The organism is Azospirillum sp. UFLA03-27 (assembly GCF_059803775.1).
In genome coordinates, this window is record NZ_JAUQTX010000028.1 from 14,756 (window position 1) to 38,485 (window position 23,730).

The window sequence follows — 23,730 nt, forward strand, 5'->3', positions numbered from 1 at the left end:
CGCGCGACGGCCCTCCCCGGTCATGCCGGATGGGTCCCGTGCGATCGCACCCGCTCCGCAAGCGCTTCCGCCAGTTGGGCGACGGCGGGCTCCCAATCGCCGGGACTGGGCTGGTGGAACAGCCGGAGCGTCGGGTACCAGGGGCTGTCCGTCCGCCGGGTGAGCCAACGCCAGCAGCCGGAGTGTCGCGACAGCACCCAGACCGGCAGGCCCAGACCGCCCGCCAGATGCGCCACCGACGTGTCCACGGTGACGATGAGGTCCAGGCAACGCATCAGCGCCGCGGTGTCCGCGAAATCCGTCACCGCGTCCATCGGGTCGATCAGGTCCATGCCGGGGGCCGGCTCCTTGGCCTGGGCCGCGGGACTTCCCTTCTGCAGGCTGACGAACAGCGCATCCCCGGCGGCAGCCAGCGGGGCCAGAGCGGCCAGCGTCAGGCTGCGCCGCCGGTCCACCGCGTTGGCCTTGGGGCTGTGCGGGCGCGGATCGCCGGACCACACGAGCCCGACCTTGAGCCGCCCGGCCGCGGGCAGGCGCGCCCGCCACCGCTCCACCTCCGCCGGATCGGACTTCAGGTAGGGGACCGCCGCGGGGATGCTGCCGAGTTCCGTTCCGAAGGCCCGCGGCAGGCTGAGCAGCGGGCAATGGAAGTCCGTCACCGGCAGCCTGCCGTACAGGTCGTACACGCCCTCCAGTCCGGGAATGCGCTCCATCAGGCGCCGCAGACCACTGTGGACGGCCAGATGGACGCGGCCGCCCCGTGCCGCCACCAGCGGGGCGTAGCGCACGAACTGGAGCGTGTCGCCATGGCCCTGCTCGGCGTGCAGCAGGATGCTCCGGCCCTCCAGCGGCTCGCCCATCCACAGCCGGCCCGGCGCTTTGGGAACGGGAATCTCACCGATCCGCCAGCGCTCCTCGTAATGCTCCCACCCTTCGCGCAACCGGCCGCTGGTCAGCAGGACCAAGGACAGGTTGAAGCCGGCCTGGGCGCTCTCCGGGTTCCGCTCGATGAGCGTGCGGAACCCGGCCTCCGCCTCCTCCAGGCGCCGCAGGTCCAGGCACAGCACCGACAGTGCGTTCAGGGCGGCGCCATGGCCCGGCACCAACGTCAGGGCGCGGCGGCACAGCGCCTCCGCCACCCGGAAATCCGGCATCCCCGCCGCCGAGGAGCGGATGGTTTCGCCCATGTTGGCATAGGCCACGGGATGCACCGGGGACAGCGCCACCGCACGCCGGTAATGGTCCAGAGCCAGGGCCGTGTCGCCCCGCTCCTGCAAGGCGCTGCCGGCGTTGTTCCAGGGGTCGGGATAGCCCGGACGGAGCTGGATGGCCCGGCGGTAGTGGCGTCCCGCGTCCTCCCGGCGCCGCAGACCGAGCAGCGCACCGCCGAGGTTGTTGAGCGCCTCCGGGAAATCGGGTGCAAGCGCGAGCGCCCGTTGCAGCATTGGCAGGGCTTTGGCGTGCGCGCCGACCTTCAGCGTCAGATCGGCCCGCTCGCGCCACGCGTGAGCCGCCTCCGGATCGAGGCGGAGGACGCGCCCGAGCAGCCGTTCGGCCAGATCCCGGTCGCCGCGCTGCCCGGCCAATCGCGCGGCGTGGCCCAGCGCCTCCCCGTCGGTGGGGAGAAGCGCCAGCCCTCGGCGTCCAGCCCGCTCGGCCAGGCCGGCTCCACCCCGTTCCAGCGCCGCATGGCCGAGCGTGCGCCAAGCGTCCGGCAACAGGGGCGACAGGCGCACCGCGCGCCGGGCCTGTCGGTCACCATCGCCCGGCCGGCCGGCGGCCACCGACAGCTTGGCGAGGTTGACCCACGGCTCGGCATAGGCGGGGTCGAACGCGACGGCCTGCCGGAAGCACAGGACGGCGGCTTCCAGACGGTCGGCGGAGCGGCGGCACTCGCCCAACGAGTTGCGGAAGGTGGCGCGGCCCGGCTCGACGGACACGCCACGGTCGATCCATCGCTCCGCCGCGGCCTGGTCCCCACCGACGAGATTCGTCAACCCGAGGAGATGCAGCGCGTCCGCCCTCGCCGGGTCGGCGGTCAACGCCCGGCGGTAACCGGCGGCGGCTTCCGTCAGGCGTCCGGAGCGGTGGGCGGCGACCGCCGCCTGCAAACCCGCCCCGAGGGGATCGCCCCGAAGCGCGCCCGCCGGATCGGGCGCCCGGTCCGTCGTCCGCCGGGTGCCCGGTCCGGGATCACCGCCGCCGGAGACCAGCTTGGCTAGCGCGGTGGCCAGCCGCGCGATCGGGGCGTCCCAGGCGCCCGGCTCCTCCTGGTAGAACAGGCGCATGGTCGGGTACCAGGGGCTGTCCTCCCGATGGCCCAGCCAGCGCCAGCAGGCGTCGAATCGCGACAGCACCCAGACCGGTTTGCCCAGCCCGCCCGCCAGATGGCAGACCGAGGTGTCGACCGTCACCACGAGGTCCAGTTCATCGATGAAGGCCGCGGTGTCGGCGAAGTCGCGGATGTGGCCGGTCCAGTCGATGACCTCCATCCCCGGGGGCGGCGCCTTGGCCTGGGCGCCCGCCTCCCCGATCTGCAGGCTGTAGAAGGCGATGTTCGGAATGGCGGCCAGGGGCGCGAGAGCGTCCAGCGTCAGGCTGCGCCGACGGTCGACGGAGTTGGCCTTGAGATCCCCCTTGCGCGGCTCGCCCGCCCAGACGAGGCCGACCTTCAGCCGCCGCTCCCCGGCCAGACGTTCCCGCCAGGACGGACGGTCGCCCTCGCTGGCGCGCAGATAGTGCATGGCGTCGGGAATGCTGTCCAGCCGGGTCCCGACCAGCCGGGGAAGGCTGAGCAGCGGCGCGCACAGATCGCAGGCCGGCGGCTCCTCGTCCATTCCGAAAACCGCCGTGACGCCGGGGGTGTTGGCGAGCAACCGCTTCAGCAAAGGCTGCACATGCAGGAACACGCGCCCGCCGCGCTCGGCCAGCAGGGTGGCGTAGCGGACGAAATGCAGGGTGTCGCCATGCCCCTGCTCGGCGGTCAGCAGGATGCTCCGCCCGTTCAGAGGGCCACCGTCCCAGGCCGGGGCATGGCGCGGGTAGCCGGCGCCCCACATCGACCAGCGCGCTTCGTACAGCGCCCATCCGCGGGCGAAATCGCCGCGCTGCAACAAGGTCATCGACAGGTTGAAACGGGCCACCGTGCTGTCCGGGTCCAGGCGCAGGGCACGCTTGTTCCAGCGGATGCTCTCCTTGCCCTCGTTCCCAGCGTGCAGGAGCAGGGCGAGGTTGACCAGGATGCCGGAGCTGCCCGGGTCGAGGATCAGGGCGCGCCGGATGGCGGTGGCGCCGCGCGCGAATTCTCCCTTCATCATCCAGGTCAGGGAATCCTGGGCGTCCGCTTCCGCCGCCATGGGGTTGATGCGGCGGCCGCGCCCCGTGGTCCGCAAGGCCCCTTCCAGGTTGCCGTCGTGCATCAGGCCGAAGGCCAGATGGTTCATCGTCTGGGCATGGCCCGGGGCCAGCGCGACGGCTTGGCGCAGCGCGTCCAGGGCGCGGCGGGTTTCCTTCACCTCGCACAGGGCGACGCCGTAAGCGGCCCGGAGGCTGGGGCTGTCCGGAGTGGACAGCACCGCCCGGCGGAGCAGGCGAGCCGCCGTGTCCGGCTGGTTCATCGGCTGGAGCATCGCGGCCAGATTGCGCCATCCAGTGGCGAAGGCCGGGTCGAGGATCAGGGCGCGTGCGGCCAGATGCCGTGCCGCACGCCCGTTCCCCGTGTCCTTCATCATCAGCCCGAAGGCGGCCAACGCCTTGGGATAGGCCGGGCGCAGCCGCAGCGCCCGCGTGAAGGCAATGGTCGCCTGCGCCTTCCGCCCGGTCATGCGCAGGGCTTCGGCGAGATTGTGCATAGCCTGTGCGCGGTCCGGCGCGAACAGCATGACGCGGGCGAAGCAACGGGCGGCGAGACGGTTCCGTCCGTCCCCGAGCGCGATGCCGCCGAGCCGGAGCCACGCCTCCTCGTTGGAACCGTCGATGGACAGCATAGTGCGCAGCAGCGCCTCCGCCGCATCGGGGTGGCCGGCGCGTTGGAACCGGATTACATCGGCGATGGGGTTGACGATCGCGCCGGCGGGGGGGGAGGGAGACATGGTATCGCCGGATCAGGGACCGTGGAAATGCGGCAGGGCTTGCGGCGCGAACGCGGCGGTCCGGCTGCCGGCGCCGCCGGAGGGGACGGCGTCGCAGCCGCGAACGGCGGCGAAGGCCCGGCGGGGGCAACGGCTCCGAACCAGGGCGGACGGATCGTCAAGGGAGGTTGGCATCATGCAGAGGCTCCGAGCAGAGGACAGATGCTATCCTGGGATCGGCCCGCTTTCTCCACTGAATTGTGCCGCCAGCTTTAAAAAAACCCGTTGAGCGGCGTGGTACGCCGCTCAACGGTTGCGTGATCGGCGACGAAGGCACGAAGACGGGACTCGCTCCGTGCCTTGCCATGAGGGCATCCGAGAGCCGTCCTTGCGGTCAGCCCCGGGTCCGGCGCGCCCGCCACAGCAGCGCCAGCGTGACCACCAGACCGGTGGCCAGGACCGCGACCGCCGGCGACGGCGCCCACCCGAGCAGCCGGGCGAGGCCGTGGATCTGGGTGGTCACGCCCTGCGCCTGGGCCGCCACGCCCTGCGCCTGCTCGGCGAGGTCCTGCACCTGCTGGGTCACCTGCAGCACCGGCGCCAACACCTCCGCCACCACGCCGAGCGAGCCGCCGATCGCCAGCGTCCCGGCAGCGGCGCGGACGGCGGCGGTTGGGACGGAGGGCGTGGCCGGCTCGACCGTCTGCGCCATCGGACCGTCGTCGAGTGCGCGGCGCCAGTCCGCCCCACGGAACAGCAGTTCCTCGGCGCGCCGACGCCGCACCAGGCCGGGCAGCACCCGGCCGCCACCATACACCCACGCGCCGAACTCGGCGGCGGCCCCGGCACTGTCACCGGCGTTCAGCTTGCGCAGCAGGGTGGAGGGCTTTCCGCTGCGCAGGCGGATGAAGCCGTCCTTTCCGGAATCCTTGCCCTTCCTGGCCCGGCCCGGCCCGACGTTGAAAACGAAATCGATCAGAGCGGCCCGCTGTCCGTCGGTCAGGGGCACGGTCACGGCGCCGTCCACGACCGCGGCCGCCTCGGCCAAGTCGCTGGCGAGCAGACGCTCCGCCTGATCGGTGGTTATGGCGTCGCCCGCGGTCACGGCCTGGGTGTGGCCGTAACCGATGGTCCACACGCCGGCCGGGCAGCGGTATGCGGTTCGGGACAGTCCCTCGAAGTGGCGGGCCAGATCGAGGGCGGCGGGCGGGGGAGCCGCCCGAAGGGTGGCGGTCATGGTCACTCCTGGAATGGTTCGGGGCGGGTATCGTTCCGGCGCGCGCGGAGCCGCGCCCGCAGGCGCGTCCACCACGCCGGCGGGCGCTTGGCGACGTCGCCGAGCGCCAGGGCGAGGCGGACCAGCACGAGCATCAGCCCCAGCGCGGCGGTGGCGAGCTGGAGGCCGAGCGTCAGGTCGGCGGCCCAGAGGGGAATGGTGGCCGCCACGGTGCCAGCGGGAAGGTCGAAGGCGGTGCGAGCGGTCATGGCGGGTCCTGCGGGCATGAAAAAGCCGCCTCAAGGGCGGCCGGTCATCAGACGGTTGGGGTGTTGTCGCGGGCGTCAGACCCGGACGCGGACCTCGCCCGTGGGGGTGCGATACCCGCCGCCCACCGGCAAGTTGCCGGCCGCCGCAGCTGCGTTGGACGAGTAGACGGGGAGCTTCGAAAAGGCGGCCTGCACGAACGTCGTGAAGTCGACCATGAGGGGCACCACCACGCTGGTGTTCGGGTCGTTGTACCCGAACATCATGTAATCGATGGTGTAATCGGTATCGCCCTCATAGAGGACGCCGTCCAGGCGCTTCCCGAAGCGCTCAATCTCCACGAACTGGTTCTGGACCTGGGCCATGACGGGTATGGCCGCAGACTGGTCCGGGAGCTGGAATTCCTGGTCCCCGAAGGTGTCGTTATTGACCTTGAGGGTGGTCATGAACATCCCATCGTGGTTGTCGAAGACGATGGAGTGCCGGCCCCCGCCGTTGGTCTTCAGCTCGTTAATCGCGTTGACGAGGCTGGAGGTGTCCGTGGTCAGGAGGTTGTCGAGCTTGCCGATGCCCACCTGCATGTCAACGAGGAGGGGGACCAGTCCAGTGATCCCGACTGCGTTCCCGCGGCACCCTGCGTCATAGACGTTCACGGCCCCGACCATCGACCGGATGTCCTCGGGGGACGTGTACTGGGTGGAATACCCCAGGTTGGTGGAGTCGAGTTCAAAACCCGCGCCCCCGTCATCGAGCAGGCTGAAGGGCAGGGGGTGGGAGTGCTTGGATGGATCGACCGTCGCGGCGATGGCAACGTTGGCGGAGCCATCGAAGGTCACCGTCCCCGTGACGCCGCCGCTCAGGGAGATGGTCCGGGCGGTGGCGAGCTTGGTGGCGGTGCCGGCATTGCCGGAGACGGACGTCTGGGCGGGGTGGACGTGGTCCGCACGGGCCGCCTGCCCCGAGGTACCGACGGCCGCCGTGCCGGGGGCCGAGGGAGTCACGCTGCCCACCGTCGCCTTGCCGTTCCAAGTCGCCTTCTCGGCGTCGGTCACGAACCGGTTGTTGGTATCCTGTGTGACCGTCGCGTTGATGCTGACGGCGCTGGACAAGTCGGTGGTCACGGAGCCGGTGACACCACCGGTCAGGGTGATCGTGCGCGCGGCGGTCAGTTTGCCCGCCGACGCCACCGCCTTGGTGCTGTCGGCGGTGTTGTCCACGCTGCCCAGGCCGACGTCGGCTTTGCTCAGGGTGACATCGCCGCTCTTGCCCGCCACAGTCTTCACGGGAGCCGCAGCGGCGGCGCGGGCCGTCGTGAAGTAGAGGTTGGCCGCTCCTTCCGGCACCGCGTCGGTGGAGCCGGGCGAGGCCGATATCTCGACGTAGCCCGATCCGGACCAGCGGTAAGTCTTGTTGGTCCCGGTGGCGACGTAGATCTTGCCGGTCTCGCCGGAAGCCGGAAAGTTGCCGGTGGCGGAGAATTCCAGCACGTCGTCCACATAGGACGGCAAATAGGACGCCGGCACCTTCCCGTCGCCGCCGAGAGGCGTCACGCCGTTGGCGGCGCCCTTCTCGCTGGCCGCGATCCGCGCCGTGCTGTCCACCGCGTTGATCGTGATGCCGGCGCTGCCGTCGAAGGGGACATTGTTGATGGTCACCGCGCTGGCCAGTTTGGTCGCCGTGCCGGCGTTGCCCGACACGCTGGTCTGCATTGGATGGACATGGTCCGACCGGGCCGCCGTGGCCGCCGTGCCGGCGGAGGCCGTGCCCGCGGCCGAGCCAGCCGTCGTGCCGACCGTGGCTTTGCCGTTGATCTGGGCCTGGATCGGCCCGGTCACGCCGTCGAGACAGCCCAACTCCGTCACGCTCACCGCCGCCGGCCAGTCGCTGTGCGCGGTCACGCTGTGCGCCGTCGGGGTCCGGGCGTCGGAGAGGCGGCTGTCGCTGCCCAGCACCACCTCGCCCGATGCCGCGTTGCCGCCGGCCGGGGCGTTCCTGGCCGCCGCCGAGCCCAGCGCCGCCTTGTCCGCCTTCTGGGCGGCCAGCGCTTGTTCCGCCGCCTGGGCGCGGGTGGTCTCGACCTGGACCGCCTGCTGAGCGGTCACAGCGGCCTGAGCCGCCGAGGACGCCGCCGCCTGGGCATGCTCCGCCGCAACCTCTTCGCTGTGGCGGGCCGCCTGGGACGACGAAAGCGCCTCTTGCGGAGCGGCGACCGCCGCCTCGTAGAGCTGGATCATGTTGCTGGTACGGGCCGCCAGATCGGCGGTGATGGACGCCGTGAAGTTCTGAATGATCCCGTACGGCAAAGCCCCGCCGGAGGTCCCGGCGAAGGGGGTGGCCAGGGTCAGCCGGTCGTCTTCGAACGACACGATCTCGTAAAGGCGCCCACCGTCCAGGGTAAAGACGTCACCGGCCTTCAGCTTGCCGGACCAGCGCGTGTTGGAGCCGAGGACGGTCGTGGACCCGTTGGTGACCGCCACGCGGCCGACTTTGTACCAGCTCATGCTTTCACCTTCTCGATCGTGGGTTGCGGGGGAAATACGACCTCCGCCGGGCTGGTGAAGGTGTGGTTGAGGTCGCGCAGCGCCTGCCGATGGGCGGTCAGGGCCTGCCGGCAGGCTTCGGTCAACGGGAAATCGGGCTGCATGTACCGGTCGGTGTCCGACAGCCGCCGGGCCGCCTCGGCGGTGATCCCGCTCCAGTCGGCTATCACAAGGTTAAGCCGCATGGATCAGCACCTCGGTGTCTTGGTAGGGGAATGCATCGAAACGCAGGGTATGGGTGCCGGGGTGCGGCGAGGAGAACTCCAACATCCCGTCGTCCACCACAAACCCAGCGCACGAAACCCTCAGGACAGTGCCCGAGGGTATGCCAGTGATGGTTGCGATGTCGGCGCCATCGCATACGATCATCGTCTTGTCCACCGACAGCTGCATGACAGGCCGGGGCCGCACCTCCTTGGTCAGGGGGTCAATCCACTGGGTCAGCGGATCAAGCTGGACGCCCCACATTTTGCGTGCGTCGGCATAGAGGGGTGGCAAACCCTCATGGAATTGGCCCAGTCCGACGCTGATGATGCGCCCGGACGTCGTGTCCCACTGGGTGTAGACCTGACTATCGGTTGCGACGGAACTCTCAACGATCAGTGCGTTGGTGTTCACCGACGTGCCTCCATGACAGAGATTGAGCGGTACGCGATTGAGGCCACGCGGCCGTCAACGTCCTTGTGCTTTTTCGCGAGGAAACGATACGCGCGCCACACAGTTGTCCCGTCGTTGCGGGCTGGACCGTCCAGCGGCTCGCGGTCGACAATGGTGTAATTCCAGGGCTGACTCATGCCGGCATTCCACAGGCCGCCGGTGACATCTCCCGACGCTGCTGTTCCGCCCAGTTCGGGGAGCAGGTCAACCCAGTTCCACCCGCCACCACCGGGGACAATTGAACCTCGCTGGATCAAGAAGACAAACAGCGGGTGGCTGGCCTCGCTATAGGCGGTAGCCCCAGAGATGGCCTGCATGGCCGAGCAATTGACAATGACGGGACGCCCATAGCATTCGAGGGACGTCGCGACACACTCGGTCCATCCCCCGGTCCACAGCTCGGTGATGCTGGGCACGTACTCGGCCGCTGGGACCGTCACCTGATTGACCCCAATCTTCAGCGAGGTGACCGTGGTGTCGCCCAGCTGCGCAGAATTGCGGATGATGATGCTGTCCGTGGCAAGCTGGCCTCCGGTGATCCGGGTTACGCCCCCCGGCTGCCAGGGCTGCGCCACCGTAGCGTTTGGGGCGCATTCTCCCAGAAACGGCAGGGCGAAGAACAACCAGCTATCCACATGCCCTGGCGCAACCAGCGTGGCATACTTACGAATTTTTGGGCGCATCATGCGGGCATTTGCGGGAGCCGCTCCTTTGACCCGGAGGCGCTTCCAAGTGCCTAGCTGCAATCCGTCACCGGGGGTGTTTGAGACGCTGCCATCGTTGCCGGGGGCATCGGGCAAGGCGTAGGCAATCTCATTACCGCCTGCATCGAGCCATGATATATAAATCTGCACGAGGCACCGGTGGGCGCTAACATAGACCGTAAATTCATAGAATTGACCGGGGACCGTCGGGATACCCAGCCAATTGGACGCAGGATGCGAGTAATTCAGGTCATAGAATCCTGATGGATAGCCGTTGTTCTGGAACACCGCAAGGGAGTGCCCGCCCTGTGGATGCCAGCCATCCTGATTATAAACGCGGATGATAGACTGTCCGGCATCACTGTTGTAGGTGTTGCGGTCCCAGCATTCCCACTGGGCACTAAGGTCGCTGTTCGTCAACAGATTACCCGTCGAAAACACGGCGAACTTGTCCACGGTGAGCGCCCCAGCCTTCACTTCGCGGGCGGTGACCGTCCCGGCGGCGATGGCCCCGCCGTTGATCTCGGTGGTATCCTCGTAAAACCAGCCGCCGACCGTGGTCAGTGTGTTGCTGCCCTTCACCAGGATCTTGCCGGGGTTGATGCTCGTGCTGCCGGTGTTGATCCGCCCTGCCGGGTCCTGGGCGCCGGTGGCGGCGTTGCTGGCGACGGTGGACAGCGTGGACCCGCTGGCGCTGCCGATCCTGATGGAGTCGGTTAGCACGCTGCTGGCCTTCAGGTGCCTGGCGTCGATGCCGTTTGGGCCGATGTGGGTGTCACCGATCCAGCCCGTTCCGATAACCACAGAGCGCAGATAGACCGTGCCGTTCTGAACAACGAATGGGCTGATCTTCGAGCCACCCGGCGCCGTGATTTCGAACTTTTCGGCCAGGACAGTGAAGGTGCTGGTGGGCACGCCGTCCTTGGCGGTCGTGGCAAGGCCGAAACCTGAGACGTACCCATTGACGTCCACCTTGACGGTGTACTGCGCCGACAGACCGTCGATGCTCAAGGCTTGCTCTTGGATCGCGGCGTAGTTGCCGTCGGCAAGGGTTTGCACGGTGTCGATGCGGGTGGACATGGTCCCAAGGGCAGACGCCCGCGCGTCCGCCTCCTGCTGCACCATCGCCACCATCTCGCCTGGAGCCAGCGACCAAGCGGAGGGGGTGTTGCCCTCCTCAAGCTGGACGTCGGTCACGTCCACCTGGGCGCCCGCGAGGTTGTACTGGAAGAAGCGCAGCCGGCAGTTCTTGATCGCCGCCAGGGACGACTTCCACACGGTGCAGAAGGTCGTCCACTCCGAGGACGTGACGGCGAATGCTGTCTCGGGGAGGGTGTCCGGGTTCAGGTCGGCGTGCAGCTCGCTTGAGGCGCCTGCCACCAGTCGGGCCTTGAAGGACAGGACATAGTCGGTGTCCGGTTTCAGCTCGGTGAGGACCGGGGAGACGGTGCTCTGGGCGTTGCCTGAGACCCGTACCCGGTACCGGCTCGCAAATGTGGCGTCCTCCGTGACGGGGAAGGCGCTTGTCCAGCGGTTGAGGCGCTGCACGAGGTTGGTCCCGCCGGAGAACCGGGCGAACAGCTTGGTGATGTGCTGGGACAGCGCCTCATCCTCGTTGGCACGGGTCGTCGCCTCCGTCTGGATGGCGGCGACGTTCTGCCCGATGCGGGGATCTTCCGCGCTTTCCCATGCGGTCCCCGACCAGCGCTTTGGCACGCTGTTGTTCGCTGTGTCGTACCAGACGTCGCCGGTCTGGGGCGAGGCGGGGGCGGAGGCCTGCCGGAAGGTGCGCACCCGGTCGGCCTTGCTGATCGCCGTGTTGACCTGCGTCGTCAGCGCCGCGTCACCGTCGGCACGCGCCGTCTGCTCGGCCTGGATGGCGGCGGTGTTGCTCGCCGTGCGCGGGTCCTCAACGTTTTCCCACGCGGTCCCAGTGTAGCGTTTCGGCGCGTTGTTCGAAGACGTGTCGTACCAGATGTCCCCGGTCTGCGGGCCGCCGGGCGCCGTGGCCTGCCGGAACGTCCGGGTTCGGGTCGCCTGGGCGGACACCGTGGTGATCTGCGAGGCCAAGGAGGCATCCGCGTCCGCCCGCGCGGTCGCCTCGCTGGTGATGGCGGCGGCGTTGGCGGCCAGCCGCGCGTCGTCCACCAACTCCCACGCGGTGCCGTTGTAGCGCTTGGCCGCGTTGCCGTTGGCCGTATCGTACCAGACATCGCCGGCCTGCGGCGCGGCGGGCGCGGCGCTCTGCCGGGACGTTCGGGACCGTGACGCTTGCGCCGACACGATGCTGATGCTGCTCGCCAGGGCGGAATCACCGTCCGCACGGGCCGTCTGTTCAGCGACCACTGCGGCGGCGGTCGCCGCGATGCGCGGGTCCTCGGTGGACTCCCAGCCCGTCCCGGACCAACGCTTGGGGGCGTTGTTGCTGGCGGTGTCGTACCACAGGTCGCCAGCCTGAGGGGCGGCGGGGGCCGTGGCCTGCCGGAACGTCCGGGTTCGGGTCGCCTGGGCGGACACCGATGTCAGCGTGTTCGCCAGGGCGCCGTCGGCGTTGGTGCGGGCCGTCTGCTCCGCCAGAATCGCAGCGGCGTTGTCCGCGGTGTCGGCAACCACCGCGTCGATGCGCTGCCCAAGCGCGCTGTCAGCGTTGGCCCGCGTCGTCGCCTCGGTCTGCACAGCGGCCAGGGCGTTGCCCGCCTGGGCGGCGACCAGGGTCACGCTTTCGGCTAGGGCCTCATCCGCGTCGGCACGCGCCGTCTGCTCGGCCTGGATAGCGGCGGTGTTGTCCTCCACGACGGCCCCGAGGGCGGTCAGGCTCCGGGTCAGCGCCGCCGTCTCGTCGGTGAGGGTGGCGACCTCCTGCTGGAGACCCGTCTCCACGCCCGCCAGCCTGTCGCGCACCCCGTCAATCGTGGCGTCCACGCCGGTCATCGCCTGGGCGAGCCGCCCCTGCGCCCCCAGGCGGACCTCGTGTGCCGCCAGCACCGCCTCCAGGGCAGCCTCACCCGCGAGACCCAGGCTCGCCGGGTCCACATCGGACAGCCGCTCGATGCGCTCGCCCAGCTCCTCCGCAAGGTCCCCCGGCTCGATGCGCAGCGCGGTCACCGGGCCAAGGGCAATCCACTCGCCTTCATTGCCGCTGGTGTCCACGGACGCGGCCCAGACCCAACGGGTGGCCCCCGCCGGCAAGCCGGTCAGCGTCACCCGGCGCAGGCCCGCCCCGACCAGCATGGCGGCGGTCTTATCGTCGGCGGGCGCCGCGTAGAAACGGACCTCCAGAGTGTCGGCGTCTGCGGGGGGCGTGAACGTGAACACCGCGCCACCGTAGACCTCGGTCACCGCCATGTCCGTGGGCGGCCCCGGCGGCACGTCGTCGCCCGTCGCGGCGATGGTCTGCTCGGGCGTCCAGCCGGACACCCCGCCGACGGCACGGGCACGCAGCCGCACCCCGTAGGTGTAGCCCCCGACCACGTTGACGACGCAGCGCCCACCGCCCGCCGGGATGGGGGTCGGGTTTGACGCCGTCCCCGGCCAGCCGGTGGTCAGGCCGTCGCGGATTTCCAACTCGTAGTCCAGATCGGGGACCTCGTTCCAGGTCACCACCAGCCGGATCAGCACCACCCCGTCCGGTCGCCCGCCGGCAGAAGCCGCGTCGAGCAGCGTGCCCAGAGTCAGGCCGGTCGGTACCGGCACGGTCAGCGCCCCGGCGCCGTACGTCCCGTCCGGCTGCACCACCACGGGCCGCCCGGCCTGTCCGGCATCGGGCGGCAGCAGAGCGTAGCGCCCGAGCTGCGTGGCGTAGACCCGCTGCTGCCCCGCCGGCCAGACGACGCGGGCGCCTCCGTTGGACGAGCCGTAGACCGCCAGGTAGCGCAGACGGTCCGGCGCCACCAGCCGCACCCGGACCAGCTCCGAGGTGAGGCCGTCCTCCCGGCACACCGTGGTCTCGTCGCCGACGGCCATCCGGCTGGTGAAGGACCAGAAGGACGGTTCCGGCCCCTGAAGAATGATGTCGCCCTGGTCACCGGTCGAGGTGGTGACTTCCGAGGCGCGGTCAGGATAGACGAAGGCCATCAGAACCGCCGTTCTTTGATCTGGAAGGTTTTGGTGAAGATGCCGAGGCGGCTTTCGTTGACGCCGCCGGTGTCCACCGGTTTTCCCCACACCGTGTAGTGCGCAAGGTTCGGGGCGTTGGGCCGCGCCACCATCAGGATGTCGCCGGTCTTGCCGGCCAGCCGCTCGATCTCAAGCGCGACCTCGTCGCGCTCCCGGCGGGTCATCTCGCCGAATTCCGCGCTCAGAACGCGGCGCCGTGGCCCGGCGCGGGAGTACATCTGGCCGCCGGCGCCGTCGCGCTCCTCCGACAGGTCTTCCCAGCGCACGCCCCAGTTCGCCTTGAAATTGAAGGCGAAGCGATGCAGCGGCGCCAGGACCAGCCGGCCGGCACGCGAAACCTCCCGGTCCGGATCGGTGACGGCCACCTCCCACACCCGCGCGGTGACCGTCGCCGGCAGCAGATGGATGGCGTAGTTGTGCGCGTCGTCGACATGCCCCGGCCCGGCGTAGGTGTAGACCGGGGCCGCCGACAGATCGGCCACCGTCGCGGCCGCGCGCACCCTCAGGGTGGCCGCCGGCCCGGCATTGACCAGAGGCAGCACCACCGCGTCCACCGGCTTGCCGGCGTGCAGATCGGCACGAACCGCCAGTTCGGGACCGGTCTGCTCGTGATAGCGGGCCACGTGCTTGATTTGCAGCCGCTCCACACCCAGCGTGTCCGGTCCGGGGTGGAGGGCGGTCAGGGTGGCGGTGTCGGCGTGGTTGATCCAGCCGACCCGTGCCGTCAGGTTGTCCATGTCACACCTCAATAACCAGTTCGGTCCATTCGCCCTCGGCGACTTCCGCCACCACGCCGATCTGGCCGCCCTCCAGGCCATGGCCGTCCCACTGGATCGCCACCTCGTCCCCGATGTCGAAGAAGAAGGGAGGCGTGTCGGGCACGACCCGGTAATGGGCCCGGTTGCCGAGCCAGTGGGCCAGGGACGCCTGCAGAACGGTTTCGCAGCCGATCTTGTCGGCGAGGCAGGTCTCCACGACGGCCGGATCCTGCGCGCCCAGATGGAGGCGGTCGCGGGTGACCTCGTCCTTCGCCTCCGCGATCTCCTGCCCACGCGCCAGCCAGCGGCGCCGCTCCGGCCCGCCGACGGGGTCGGCCGCGCCGGGGGTGTCGTCGCCCTTGAGCTGGCTGGCCGTCTGAGGCGTCCAGTTGCGGTCGTACCCGCCGCGCAACCGCCACGGCGGTGGATAGACCTCCGTGGGAAGCTCGGCCGGCTGCAGGCTGATCAGCGTCCCTTCGGCCTTGGACAGCAGGCAGCGCGGGGATCCCGTCGCCACCTTCCAGACACCGACCTGGAGTTGGCCGCGCCACGAGAACGCCCCCCAGCCGCAAGGCGCCAGAAGGCGCTGGATCAGCGACAGGACGGTCGGCTCCTCGCCGTGGGAGACGTAAAGCTGCACCTCGCCGGGCATGTCGGCCGCGAAACGCTCGAAATGGCGGGCGGATTTCCGCGTCGCCGGCAGCCCGCCGCGCCGGAAGGCCAGATCGTCGATCACCAGGGCGGTGGTGTTGAGATACACCCCGTCCACAACCAGACCGTCGAAATCGCAGGTCACGTCGCCCGCCGGCTCCGCCGCCAGCGTGAAGGTCGAGGCCGCCAGATCGATGGCCGCAAGGTCCGTGGGCAGTTGCGGGACGCCGGCGACATAGACCGCCCGCAGGGCGCGCGACGGGCCGTCGTTGAACTGATAGGCCGGAACCGTCGTTGCGATCCGGGTCGGCGTCACATTGTTGCACGTGCCATAGCCGAAGGGCCGGCGGCGGTTGGCGATTTCCGGCGGGGCGTCGTCCGGGTAGGTGGCGGTCTGGGCCGGCTTGTCGAGCAGGTAATCCCAATCCCGCAGCCGGATGCGCACCGTGTCGTCGTCGCCGGGCACGATGTCCCGGGCCGTGCATTCAAAGACCACCTCGGTCGTCCCGTCGGGCTGCGGCTGCAGCACCTCGACCGGACGCCCGTCGACGGCGACGCGCCGCAGCAGGTCGCTGCGCTCGCCCTCCAGATTGTCCAGTTCGAGGTCGCCGAGGCTGGCGTTGGCCCAGCCGCCGACCGTGCCACCGGTCAGGAGCGTGCGGCTGAAGGAGGGGGTCCGCAACCCGTCCTCGAACTCCCTGTGGTCGCGGTCGATGTAATTCATGGTCCCGTAACGCAGCATGACGTCTCCGATGGCGAGGGACAGGCGGTCGCGGCGGGCGCCGAAGGGGGCCGCGCCGAAGGGAGAGGCGCCGAACATGACGTACCCCTGGACGGTGGCGAGGGTGGTGCGGGCGGAGGCCCGCAACGGCGGCGGAACGGCGGCCGGCACCGGGGGGCGCCAGACCGGCCGGCGGGTGAAGGCGCGGACCATGGCCAGGGACCGCCCCGCTTCGACGCGGGGCGGCGGACGGACGACGCCGCTCAGATCGAGCGGCGCCGGTTCCGTCACGGTCAAGGGCAGCTCCTCGATCCGGACGAGGAAGACACGCATCAGGCCGCGCGCCCCGGCAGCGTGCCGGCGTCGCCGGCCCGCTTGAACTGGCCGCGCAGCGCGGCCAGCGCCTTCTCCTGGCGCAAGCCGCTGTCCTTCAGCCCTTCGAGGACCGTGGTCAGGTCGGCGCCGTTGAAGACGACCGCGCGGAGCAATTGCCGCAGCGTCTCCACCACCGCGGTGTCGGGGGCGGGCATCGTGGTTGTGGTGCCGCCGCCGCGCCGCAGGAAATCGACGCTGGCCCGGCTGGTCATCACCATCGAGCCGGTCGGCAGCCGGATCAGCTCCGGCCCGGCGTCGTTGACCATGGTGAGGCCGGTGGCCGGTCCGCCGGCGCCATGGGGAAGCCGGTTGATCGCGTCGACGATGGAGCTGTCGTAGGATTTGACGGCCGGAAGGTTGGCGACCTCCCCCATGATCTTCTGCCAGAAGGCCGTGGCGCCCTGGCTGCCAAAATAATCGGTGTAGGCGGTCAGCAGACGATCGGCGGTGCTGGCCATCCGTCCCAGCGCGTCGTTGTCGTTGGCGGCCGCCTTCGCAAGATCCGTCTGGTACGCGCCCAGCGCGTTGGTGTAGGCGGTGGACGCCGAGACCCCGGCGGAGCTGATGCCCAGCTTGTTGGTCAGCCAGTCGGTGAGCGATTCTCCGGACTGCCGCGCCTTTTCATAAGCCTGGGCCTGCTTCTCGAGAGTCTGCACCTCCTGCAGGCGGGCGCGGACGACCGGATCGGTGACCGCCGACAGCTCCCGCGCCTGCTCCAGCTCGGTCTGGTAACGGTCGAACTCCGCCTGGGACAGCTGGCCCAACGCCACCTGGGCGGCCCGGTAGCGCTGATCCAGGCCGGCCAGGGAGTCCTGGCGGGCGATGTCGCGCGCCGCGGCAGCCAGCCCCGACATCACCGGGTCGAGCTGAGCGAAATACTCGACCGCCTTTCCCAGCTGGTTGACGTCGAGGCCGGCAAAGATCGCCTTAGCCTGGGCCTCGTACATGTCGTTCGGGTTGCGACCCGACATCAGGCTGTTGGCCCAATTGTTGTTCCACCAGGTCCGCACGTCGGTCAGCTGGTTCAGGTAGTCGGCTCCGCGGGCGCTGTTCAGCCCGGCGTCGAACGTCTTCCGGTAATCGCCGTAGATCTTCTCCTTCGCGGCGGCTTCGACATCGTTGATCAGGCCGACCAGGGCGGGATTCACCTTCCCCACCTGATCGCGGAAGGCGGCCATCTGCCCGTCCAGCTCCGCCACCGCCACCTGCACCGTCTGCCATTGCACCGGGTCCCGGATGTTGTCCAGGATCGCGGTCAGCTGGCCCGTTGCCATGGACGCGTAATCCGCTTCCAGGCCGAACTCCTGCGCCAGCCTGAACTGGTCGACCATCGGCTGGAGGCTCTCGGCGGTCGCCGCAAAGGCCGATTTCTGGACCGCGTGCAGCGACGTGTCGAGGTTGGACAGAGCCGAATTCGTCTGCTCGATCGCCTTGGCCAGCGACAGCCCCTGGACGATCTTGTTCAGATCGCCGCTGTTCTGCGCGGCATCGGACGCCAGGGCCTTGCCGACCAGCCCATCGGCGGTCAGCGTGCCCATCACCTCGCGGATGAACGCTTCGGGTGTCTGGGCCTTTTTGCCGTTGTTCACGACCTTGGGGCCACCGTCCACGAAGAAATACTGCTGCCCCTCGCGGACCTGCACACCGAGCTGGGTCATGGTGTTGACCGCGGTGGCCACGGCATCGGTCACCGCCACCACACGGTCGGTGCTCCCGCCGTTGTCCGCATCGGCGCCGATCCGGACCAGCTTGCCGTTCTCGACCCGCAAGGTCGCGGCGGCGTTCGGGCCGACGGAGGCTTTCTGCGCACCGATGCCGCCGCCCAATGCACCGGCGACGGCACCGACCACGGCACCGGCCAACGTTCCGATGCCAGGAACGACTGAACCATAGGCCGCACCGGCTGCCGCACCAGACAAGGCTCCAGCCCCGGCCCCCACCACCTTGCTGTTGCTTTGAGTGCCGGCCCAGCCGCCGAACAACGAACCAGCCGCAAAGCCAACCCCAGCCGAGCCGAGGACGCCTCCAATGGTCGCTCCGCCTGTGCTTGCACCGGACGGGACGCCTCCCAGGCCTACGGTTGTATTCCCGGCACCAGCCATCGCATTGGTCATCCCGCCTGGCACAGCAGCCACACCGGCGGCATGCGCTCCGCCACCGGTCACCGAACCCATGGCGATAGACCCACTGCCGGTGATGCTGCCGGGCAAGGCCGCCGATGCCACCGTGCCGCCCCAAAGTGTGGTGTTCATCACACTGTCGTAAAGTCCAGACAGCCCCAACTTGTCTCCCACCCATGACAGCGCTTTCCCCCCGGCCCAATTGCTCGCCATGGAGGAAACCTGCCCGGTTGGATTGCTGCCACCCTGGGCTGGGCTGTTGCCCGATGTCGCAAAGGCACCCCACAGCGTCGGACCACTGGTTCCGAAGAACGCGTTCTTCAGCGGCTGAATGGCCGCCATCTTGACCAGATCGATGGCGAGTTCACCGATGATCGCCTTGGTGGTCTTGCCCCAGTCCAGCGCCGCAGTCTTGCCGGTGACGAACGCCTTCACCAGGGTGTCACCCATGCTGTCGAACGCCTTCTCCAGCTTTTCGGCCAGAGCAATCCCGGCCTTATTAACTGCTTCCTCGGCTTTCTTCGGATTGGCCGACGAATCATTGGCGGCGGCAACCGGGGCATCGCGTTTTTCACCGGCAGGACTGGTTTGCACCGGGGCCGATTGCCGCACCGCGGCGGTCTGGAGAGACCCCGTGGAGCCCTGCGCCTTGGTCAGGTCCCCGATCCGGCCGGACAGCGCCTCGAAGGCCGGACCGTTGAGATTAGCGGCGGCCTGGGCGGCGCTCTCGTGGATTTTGGCCATCGCACCGGCCCAGGACCCGGCGGAGGCCGTCGCGGTGGCGGTGCTGGCCGCCTGGGCGCCGGCGGCGGCTTCCGCCGCCCGCATGCCGGCCACCCACCGCTCGTGCGCGGCGGTGGCCTTCCGGACGGCGGCGTCCTGCTGGGACAGGATGGCCGCGCGAAGCCGTTCCTTGTCGGCCAGCGCGTGTTCGCTGGCTTCCAGATTGGTGAGTTCATCCGCGAAGCGGCTGGTGATCGCCGTCACCTTGGTCGTGAGCCGTTCGACATCCCCGTACTGGCGGGCAAGCTGCTCACCGGATTTGGTCGCGCGGACGGTGGTGGATATCCAGTCGTCGTAGCCGACGACCAGCTGTTCTGCTGCCATGGCTGCCTCAGCGGCGAGAGGTGATGATCAGGGCGGACGGATCCGCCGGTGGGGCGGCGTGGCGGGCAGGACGGAGGGGGCGTTGCTCACGCTCCCTCCCCGGCCTCGCCGCCGGTCTGGGCGGCGCTCTGCCTGGACGTCTCGGCCCACCAGGCGAGGTACAGCTCGTCCATGTGATGGAGCAGCGTCCGCAGGAGGTCGGCGTCGACGGCGTTGCGGTCGGCGTAGGCCGTCACCACCGACCAGGGGATACGGCAGGGCGTGGCGGGTCCAAGTCCGCCCGGCCGCCAATGCCGGTCGTCGGCAAGGTCGTGCCACGCGCGCCAGACCCATCGGCACCAGGGCTCGACCTCCACCGCTTCCCCGAGCCCGGCCCGGCGCGCCGCGACGATCGCCACGGCATCCGGATCCTCATCCATCAGCTCGTCCAGCAGGTCGTCGGTCTCGGCCCGCCGGTCGAGCCAGTCCCGCAGCGCCGCGGTCAGTTTCCCCGGGCGGCCTCCAGCTCCTCGGCCTTGCCGTCCTGCGCCGTGGTGGCCGCACCGAAGGCGAGGTCGAGCAGCCTGGCGCCGCGGGGCTCCAGGATCAGGTCGCAGAATTCGGCGAAGGACAGTTCGCGGCCGCCGATGACGCAACCCTCCACGTCGACCAGGCTGTGGTCGATCAGGCAGCGGGCGTTGATCCGGCGCTTGTGCGACACCGGCAACCGGTTGGTGTCGCCGTTGAAGCCCTTGGCCGCCTGGCGCTGCTGGCGGGCCTGGGCGTCGTAGTAGGCGTCCGGCAGGCCCTTCGTCCTGATGCGCAGGCTGCGGTCGGGGTCCGGGGTGATCCACACGCCGTCGCGCGCAACGCGCTCGTCCACCAGCAGGTCGCCGAGGTCGTCGGTCTGCGGGGCGGCAGCCGTCAGGCCGTGCGAAACATGTTCGAAGGTCATGAGCGTCTCTCGTGCTTGGTCGTTGGTCGGGATGCGCGGAAGCGGGCGGGCGCCGACCAAACGCCCGCCCCGGTTCGCGCGAACCGTCTGCCGGCCCGGTGGGGCAGCCTCGTTCCCGTTGGTCGCCGGGAGGCCGGTTACTGGAAGAATTCGATCCGGTTCAGGATCAGCTGCGCGTTGGTCAGCGGATCGCGCGAGGCGGTCAGCTGCGCCGGCAGCGTGACGTCCTGGCTCTTGCCGCCGACGCCCGGATCGCCCTCACGGGCGGTGAGGCGCGGCGACTCCCAGATCATCGCCCGGCCGCATTTCTGCAGGCGGCAGTTGACGCCGATCTTCTCGCCGGACTCGATCCGCGACAGCAGGGCGCGGGAGCCGAAGTAGGTGTCCAGCTCCACCTTCACGTCGCAGGCGCCGTCGCGGATCGCCACCGCCGCCGGGGCGGTTCCGTCGCCGTCGGACAGCGCGTCGCGGGTGCTCAGGTTGTTGGTGATCGTGAACTTGATGGCGCGGGCCCAGTCGGGATTGCCCAGCGCCGCTCCGCCGACGCCGATCCGGCCGCAGTTCGCGGAGAAGGCCATCGCCGGATAGTCGACCATGTCCGGAGCGTCGGCCGGCGCAACGTCGAGCGCGACGCCGGACGAGCCACCCTTCATGCCCATGAAGGCCACCGTCCCGGTCGCCGGCTTCTTCGCTTCGCCGCCGAATTCCAGGCTGTTCACCCGCATGCCGGTCTGGGCGATGAAGCTCGGCGGGTTCTGCTCCATGAAGCCGCGCTCCAGCGTCACCGAACGCACCAGCGATCCGTTCTTGATGACGTCGCCGTGCCAGACGCGGATCGTCTTGTCGGCGCCGGCATCGACCGCCCAGCCGGCCGGCCGGTTGTCCAGGGCCAGCTCATGCGGAGCGATGCCGACGATGCGGACCCAGGCGTTGCACGCCGCCGTGCCGTAACGGTAGGCGTCGGTCGTCCCGCCGATCTTGATCCACTGCCCGATCGACAGGCCCAGCGTGGTGAAGTCGAGAGCGGTGGACCCGAGCCCGCTCAGCGTCGTGGCGAGATCTCCGGAGGCTCCTTCGAACCCGACCACCTTCAGCCGCGCGGCGGCGCCCGGAGCGGCCTCGTCCAGCAGGCCGCCACCCGCGAAGGCCGGAGCGGTGGCGGAGCCGGCGGTCACCTTGCGCACCCCGTTGTTGGCGGCCTCGAAACCGGTGAAGCGCACCAGATGACCGGCCGCGAAGGCCGAGCCGTCGGTCACGGCGACGACCTGCGCATCGGCGCTCACCGAGGTCACCGCCGACGCCGGCAGGCCGTCGTTGTCACGGAACGGCGTGTTCACCCAATCGGCGCAGAAGGCGCTGACGATCTCGGAGTCGAGGAGGCTGCCCGGCACCGGATAATGCCATTCGATGCCGATCTGGCCGCCGTTGCTCTGGCCGACGCTCAGCGGGTCGGCGTTCATGCGGTCGTCGCGCAGTTCCCCGGATTCCTCATAATCGGTCTTGTAGGTCAGGCCGATCGAGGTCACCCGCTGCTGGCGCAGGCGCGGGGTGACGGGGGTGGTGCCGGGCACCGCTTCGAGGACACCGGCGAGGCGCACCCGGTTCGAACTGGTCATGTTGAACGGCTCCTTTCGGCCATGAAAAAAGCCGCCCGAAGGCGGCTTGGCGGCGGATGGGACCGGTCGTGGGACGGCCCCTCCGTTGGGATCGTGCCGTTCCGGTTCGCCCGATGGGGCAAAGGGAACGCCCAGGTCCTTGGGTTCCTCCACCGGTGGGAACACGGGATTCACCCCGGCGAGGAGACACACGATCAAAACAACGACGCCCGCCGCGGCGGAGCCGGGCGGGCGCGGGTAACGCATTGTCTCCTACAGACTGGATTATATTCCTCGTGTTGTAAAGCACTTTCTTGCCCCCTCCAGCAGGGGCGTCAACGGCATCGCCCGAACGCAGTGTTCGCCGCCAACGGCGCGGCCAGTCCCGGCGGTCGGGATCATCGATGCGTCGATGCTCGGGCGGGCGCTGGACGGGGCGCGTCGGCATCGCCAAACTCTAAGGCGGCGGGTCGAACGGACGAACCGACGATGGGGAGAGGGGACGCCATGGCATTCGCCCACACTCTGGCCGGGACGAGGTACGGGTTTCCCGATCTGAAGACGCTGCTCGCCCGCGCCTCGCCACCGCGCTCGGGCGACGCGCTGGCCGGGCTGATCGCCGCCAGCGCGGCGGAGCGGGTGGCCGCGCAGATGGCCCTGGCCGACCTGCCGCTGCGCCATTTCCTGACCGAGGCGGTCGTCCCCTACGAGGCCGACGAAGTGACCCGGCTGATCGTCGACGGCCATGATGGCGCCGCCTTCGCCCCGGTCGCCCATCTGACCGTTGGCGGCTTCCGCGACTGGCTGCTCTCGGAAGGGGCCGACGCGGCGGCCCTGACGGCGCTCGCCCCCGGCCTGACGCCGGAGATGGTCGCGGCGGTGTCGAAGATCATGCGCTTGCAGGACCTGATCGCCGTCGCCGCCAAGACCCGCGTCGTCACGCGCTTCCGCAACACCATCGGTCTGCCGGGACGCCTCTCCACGCGTCTGCAGCCCAACCACCCGGTGGACGACCCGCGCGGCATCGCGGCCAGCGTCCTCGACGGGCTGATGTACGGCAGCGGCGACGCGGTGATCGGCATCAACCCGGCGACCGACAGCGTGGAGGCGATGACCACCCTGCTGGAGATGCTGGAGGAGCTTCGCCTGCGCACCGGCGCGCCGATCCAGTCCTGCGTGCTGGCCCATGTGACCACGGCGCTGCGGGCCATGGAGCGCGGGGCGCCGGTCGATCTGGTCTTCCAGTCCATCGCCGGGACGGAGGCCGCCAACCGCGCCTTCGGCGTCTCGCTGGCCCTGCTGGACGAGGCGTGGGAGGCCGGACGGGCGTTGAACCGCGGCACCGTCGGCGACAACCTGATGTATTTCGAGACCGGCCAGGGCAGCGAGCTGTCGTCCGGCGCGCATGAGGGGGTGGACCAGCAGACCGTGGAGGCGCGCTGCTACGCCGTCGCCCGCCGCTACCGGCCGCTTCTGGTCAACACGGTGGTCGGCTTCATCGGGCCGGAATACCTATACGACGGCAAGCAGATCACGCGGGCCGGGCTGGAGGACCATTTCTGCGCCAAGCTGCTCGGCCTGCCGATGGGCTGCGACGTCTGCTACACCAACCACGCGGAGGCCGACCAGGACGACATGGACGCCCTGCTGACCCTGCTCGGCGTGGCCGGCTGCACCTTCATCATGGGGGTGCCGGGGGCCGACGACATCATGCTGAACTACCAGAGCACCTCCTTCCACGACGCGCTCTATGTCCGTCAGGTGCTCGGCCGCCGCCCGGCGCCGGAGTTCGAGGCGTGGCAGAAGGCCGCCGGCATCGCCGATTCCGCCGGGCGCCTGCGCTTCGACCCCGCCGCGTCGTCCCTTCTGCCCGCCCTGCCCCTGCCGGAGGAGCAGCCA

14 protein-coding genes are annotated in these 23,730 nt (G+C 69.6%); 1 reads left to right on the forward strand and 13 read right to left on the reverse strand.

Going from position 1 to position 23,730, the window contains the following annotated elements:
• Positions 1 to 20 precede the first annotated feature (20 nt).
• The 13 genes from Q4I23_RS06690 to Q4I23_RS06750 all read right to left on the reverse strand — a co-directional run bounded on the left by Q4I23_RS06690 (position 21) and on the right by Q4I23_RS06750 (position 21,852).
• Positions 21 to 4,091 carry a tetratricopeptide repeat protein gene (locus tag Q4I23_RS06690; RefSeq protein ID WP_498525684.1) on the reverse strand — a complete coding sequence of 1,357 codons (4,071 nt, stop codon included), beginning with the start codon at positions 4,089 to 4,091 and terminating at the stop codon, positions 21 to 23.
• Between the two features lie 373 nt (positions 4,092 to 4,464).
• Positions 4,465 to 5,307, reverse strand: a complete 843-nt coding sequence (locus tag Q4I23_RS06695) for a lysozyme (protein ID WP_454019969.1) — start codon at positions 5,305 to 5,307, stop codon at positions 4,465 to 4,467.
• 2 nt (positions 5,308 to 5,309) lie between these two features.
• A complete protein-coding gene (locus Q4I23_RS06700; RefSeq protein WP_498525685.1) occupies positions 5,310 to 5,555 on the reverse strand; it encodes a hypothetical protein in 246 nt (81 codons plus the stop codon).
• Between the two features lie 75 nt (positions 5,556 to 5,630).
• On the reverse strand, positions 5,631 to 8,054 hold the full coding sequence (locus Q4I23_RS06705) for a tail fiber protein (RefSeq protein WP_498525686.1): 2,424 nt from the start codon (positions 8,052 to 8,054) through the stop codon (positions 5,631 to 5,633).
• Positions 8,051 to 8,278, reverse strand: a complete 228-nt coding sequence (locus tag Q4I23_RS06710) for a tail fiber assembly protein (RefSeq protein ID WP_498525687.1) — start codon at positions 8,276 to 8,278, stop codon at positions 8,051 to 8,053. The genes Q4I23_RS06705 and Q4I23_RS06710 overlap by 4 nt, the downstream gene beginning before the upstream one ends.
• The gene (locus tag Q4I23_RS06715; RefSeq protein ID WP_498525688.1) at positions 8,268 to 8,711 is read right to left on the reverse strand and encodes a hypothetical protein; all 444 of its coding nucleotides are present in this window, start codon (positions 8,709 to 8,711) and stop codon (positions 8,268 to 8,270) included. Before Q4I23_RS06715 ends, Q4I23_RS06710 begins: the two co-directional genes overlap by 11 nt.
• On the reverse strand, positions 8,708 to 13,528 hold the full coding sequence (locus tag Q4I23_RS06720) for a phage tail tip fiber protein (protein WP_498525689.1): 4,821 nt from the start codon (positions 13,526 to 13,528) through the stop codon (positions 8,708 to 8,710). The genes Q4I23_RS06715 and Q4I23_RS06720 overlap by 4 nt, the downstream gene beginning before the upstream one ends.
• Positions 13,528 to 14,307: a hypothetical protein gene (locus Q4I23_RS06725; RefSeq protein WP_498525690.1), complete on the reverse strand. Its 780-nt coding sequence runs from the start codon at positions 14,305 to 14,307 to the stop codon at positions 13,528 to 13,530. The genes Q4I23_RS06720 and Q4I23_RS06725 overlap by 1 nt, the downstream gene beginning before the upstream one ends.
• Position 14,308: 1 nt before the next feature.
• Complete coding sequence (locus Q4I23_RS06730) at positions 14,309 to 16,033, reverse strand: hypothetical protein (protein ID WP_498525691.1); 1,725 nt, start codon at positions 16,031 to 16,033, stop codon at positions 14,309 to 14,311.
• Entirely contained in the window at positions 16,033 to 19,302 is a 3,270-nt protein-coding gene (locus tag Q4I23_RS06735; RefSeq protein ID WP_498525692.1) for a hypothetical protein, read from the reverse strand. The genes Q4I23_RS06730 and Q4I23_RS06735 overlap by 1 nt, the downstream gene beginning before the upstream one ends.
• An 86-nt stretch (positions 19,303 to 19,388) precedes the next feature.
• The gene (locus Q4I23_RS06740; protein WP_035681715.1) at positions 19,389 to 19,721 is read right to left on the reverse strand and encodes a phage tail assembly chaperone; all 333 of its coding nucleotides are present in this window, start codon (positions 19,719 to 19,721) and stop codon (positions 19,389 to 19,391) included.
• Between the two features lie 62 nt (positions 19,722 to 19,783).
• Entirely contained in the window at positions 19,784 to 20,236 is a 453-nt protein-coding gene (locus tag Q4I23_RS06745) for a hypothetical protein (RefSeq protein ID WP_498525693.1), read from the reverse strand.
• 137 nt (positions 20,237 to 20,373) lie between these two features.
• On the reverse strand, positions 20,374 to 21,852 hold the full coding sequence (locus Q4I23_RS06750) for a phage tail tube protein (RefSeq protein WP_498525694.1): 1,479 nt from the start codon (positions 21,850 to 21,852) through the stop codon (positions 20,374 to 20,376).
• 486 nt (positions 21,853 to 22,338) lie between these two features.
• Between Q4I23_RS06750 and Q4I23_RS06755 the strand changes: the two genes are divergently transcribed.
• Positions 22,339 to 23,730, forward strand: a 1,392-nt coding sequence (locus tag Q4I23_RS06755) for an ethanolamine ammonia-lyase subunit EutB (RefSeq protein ID WP_498525695.1), incomplete at its 3' end; no start/stop codon positions are given.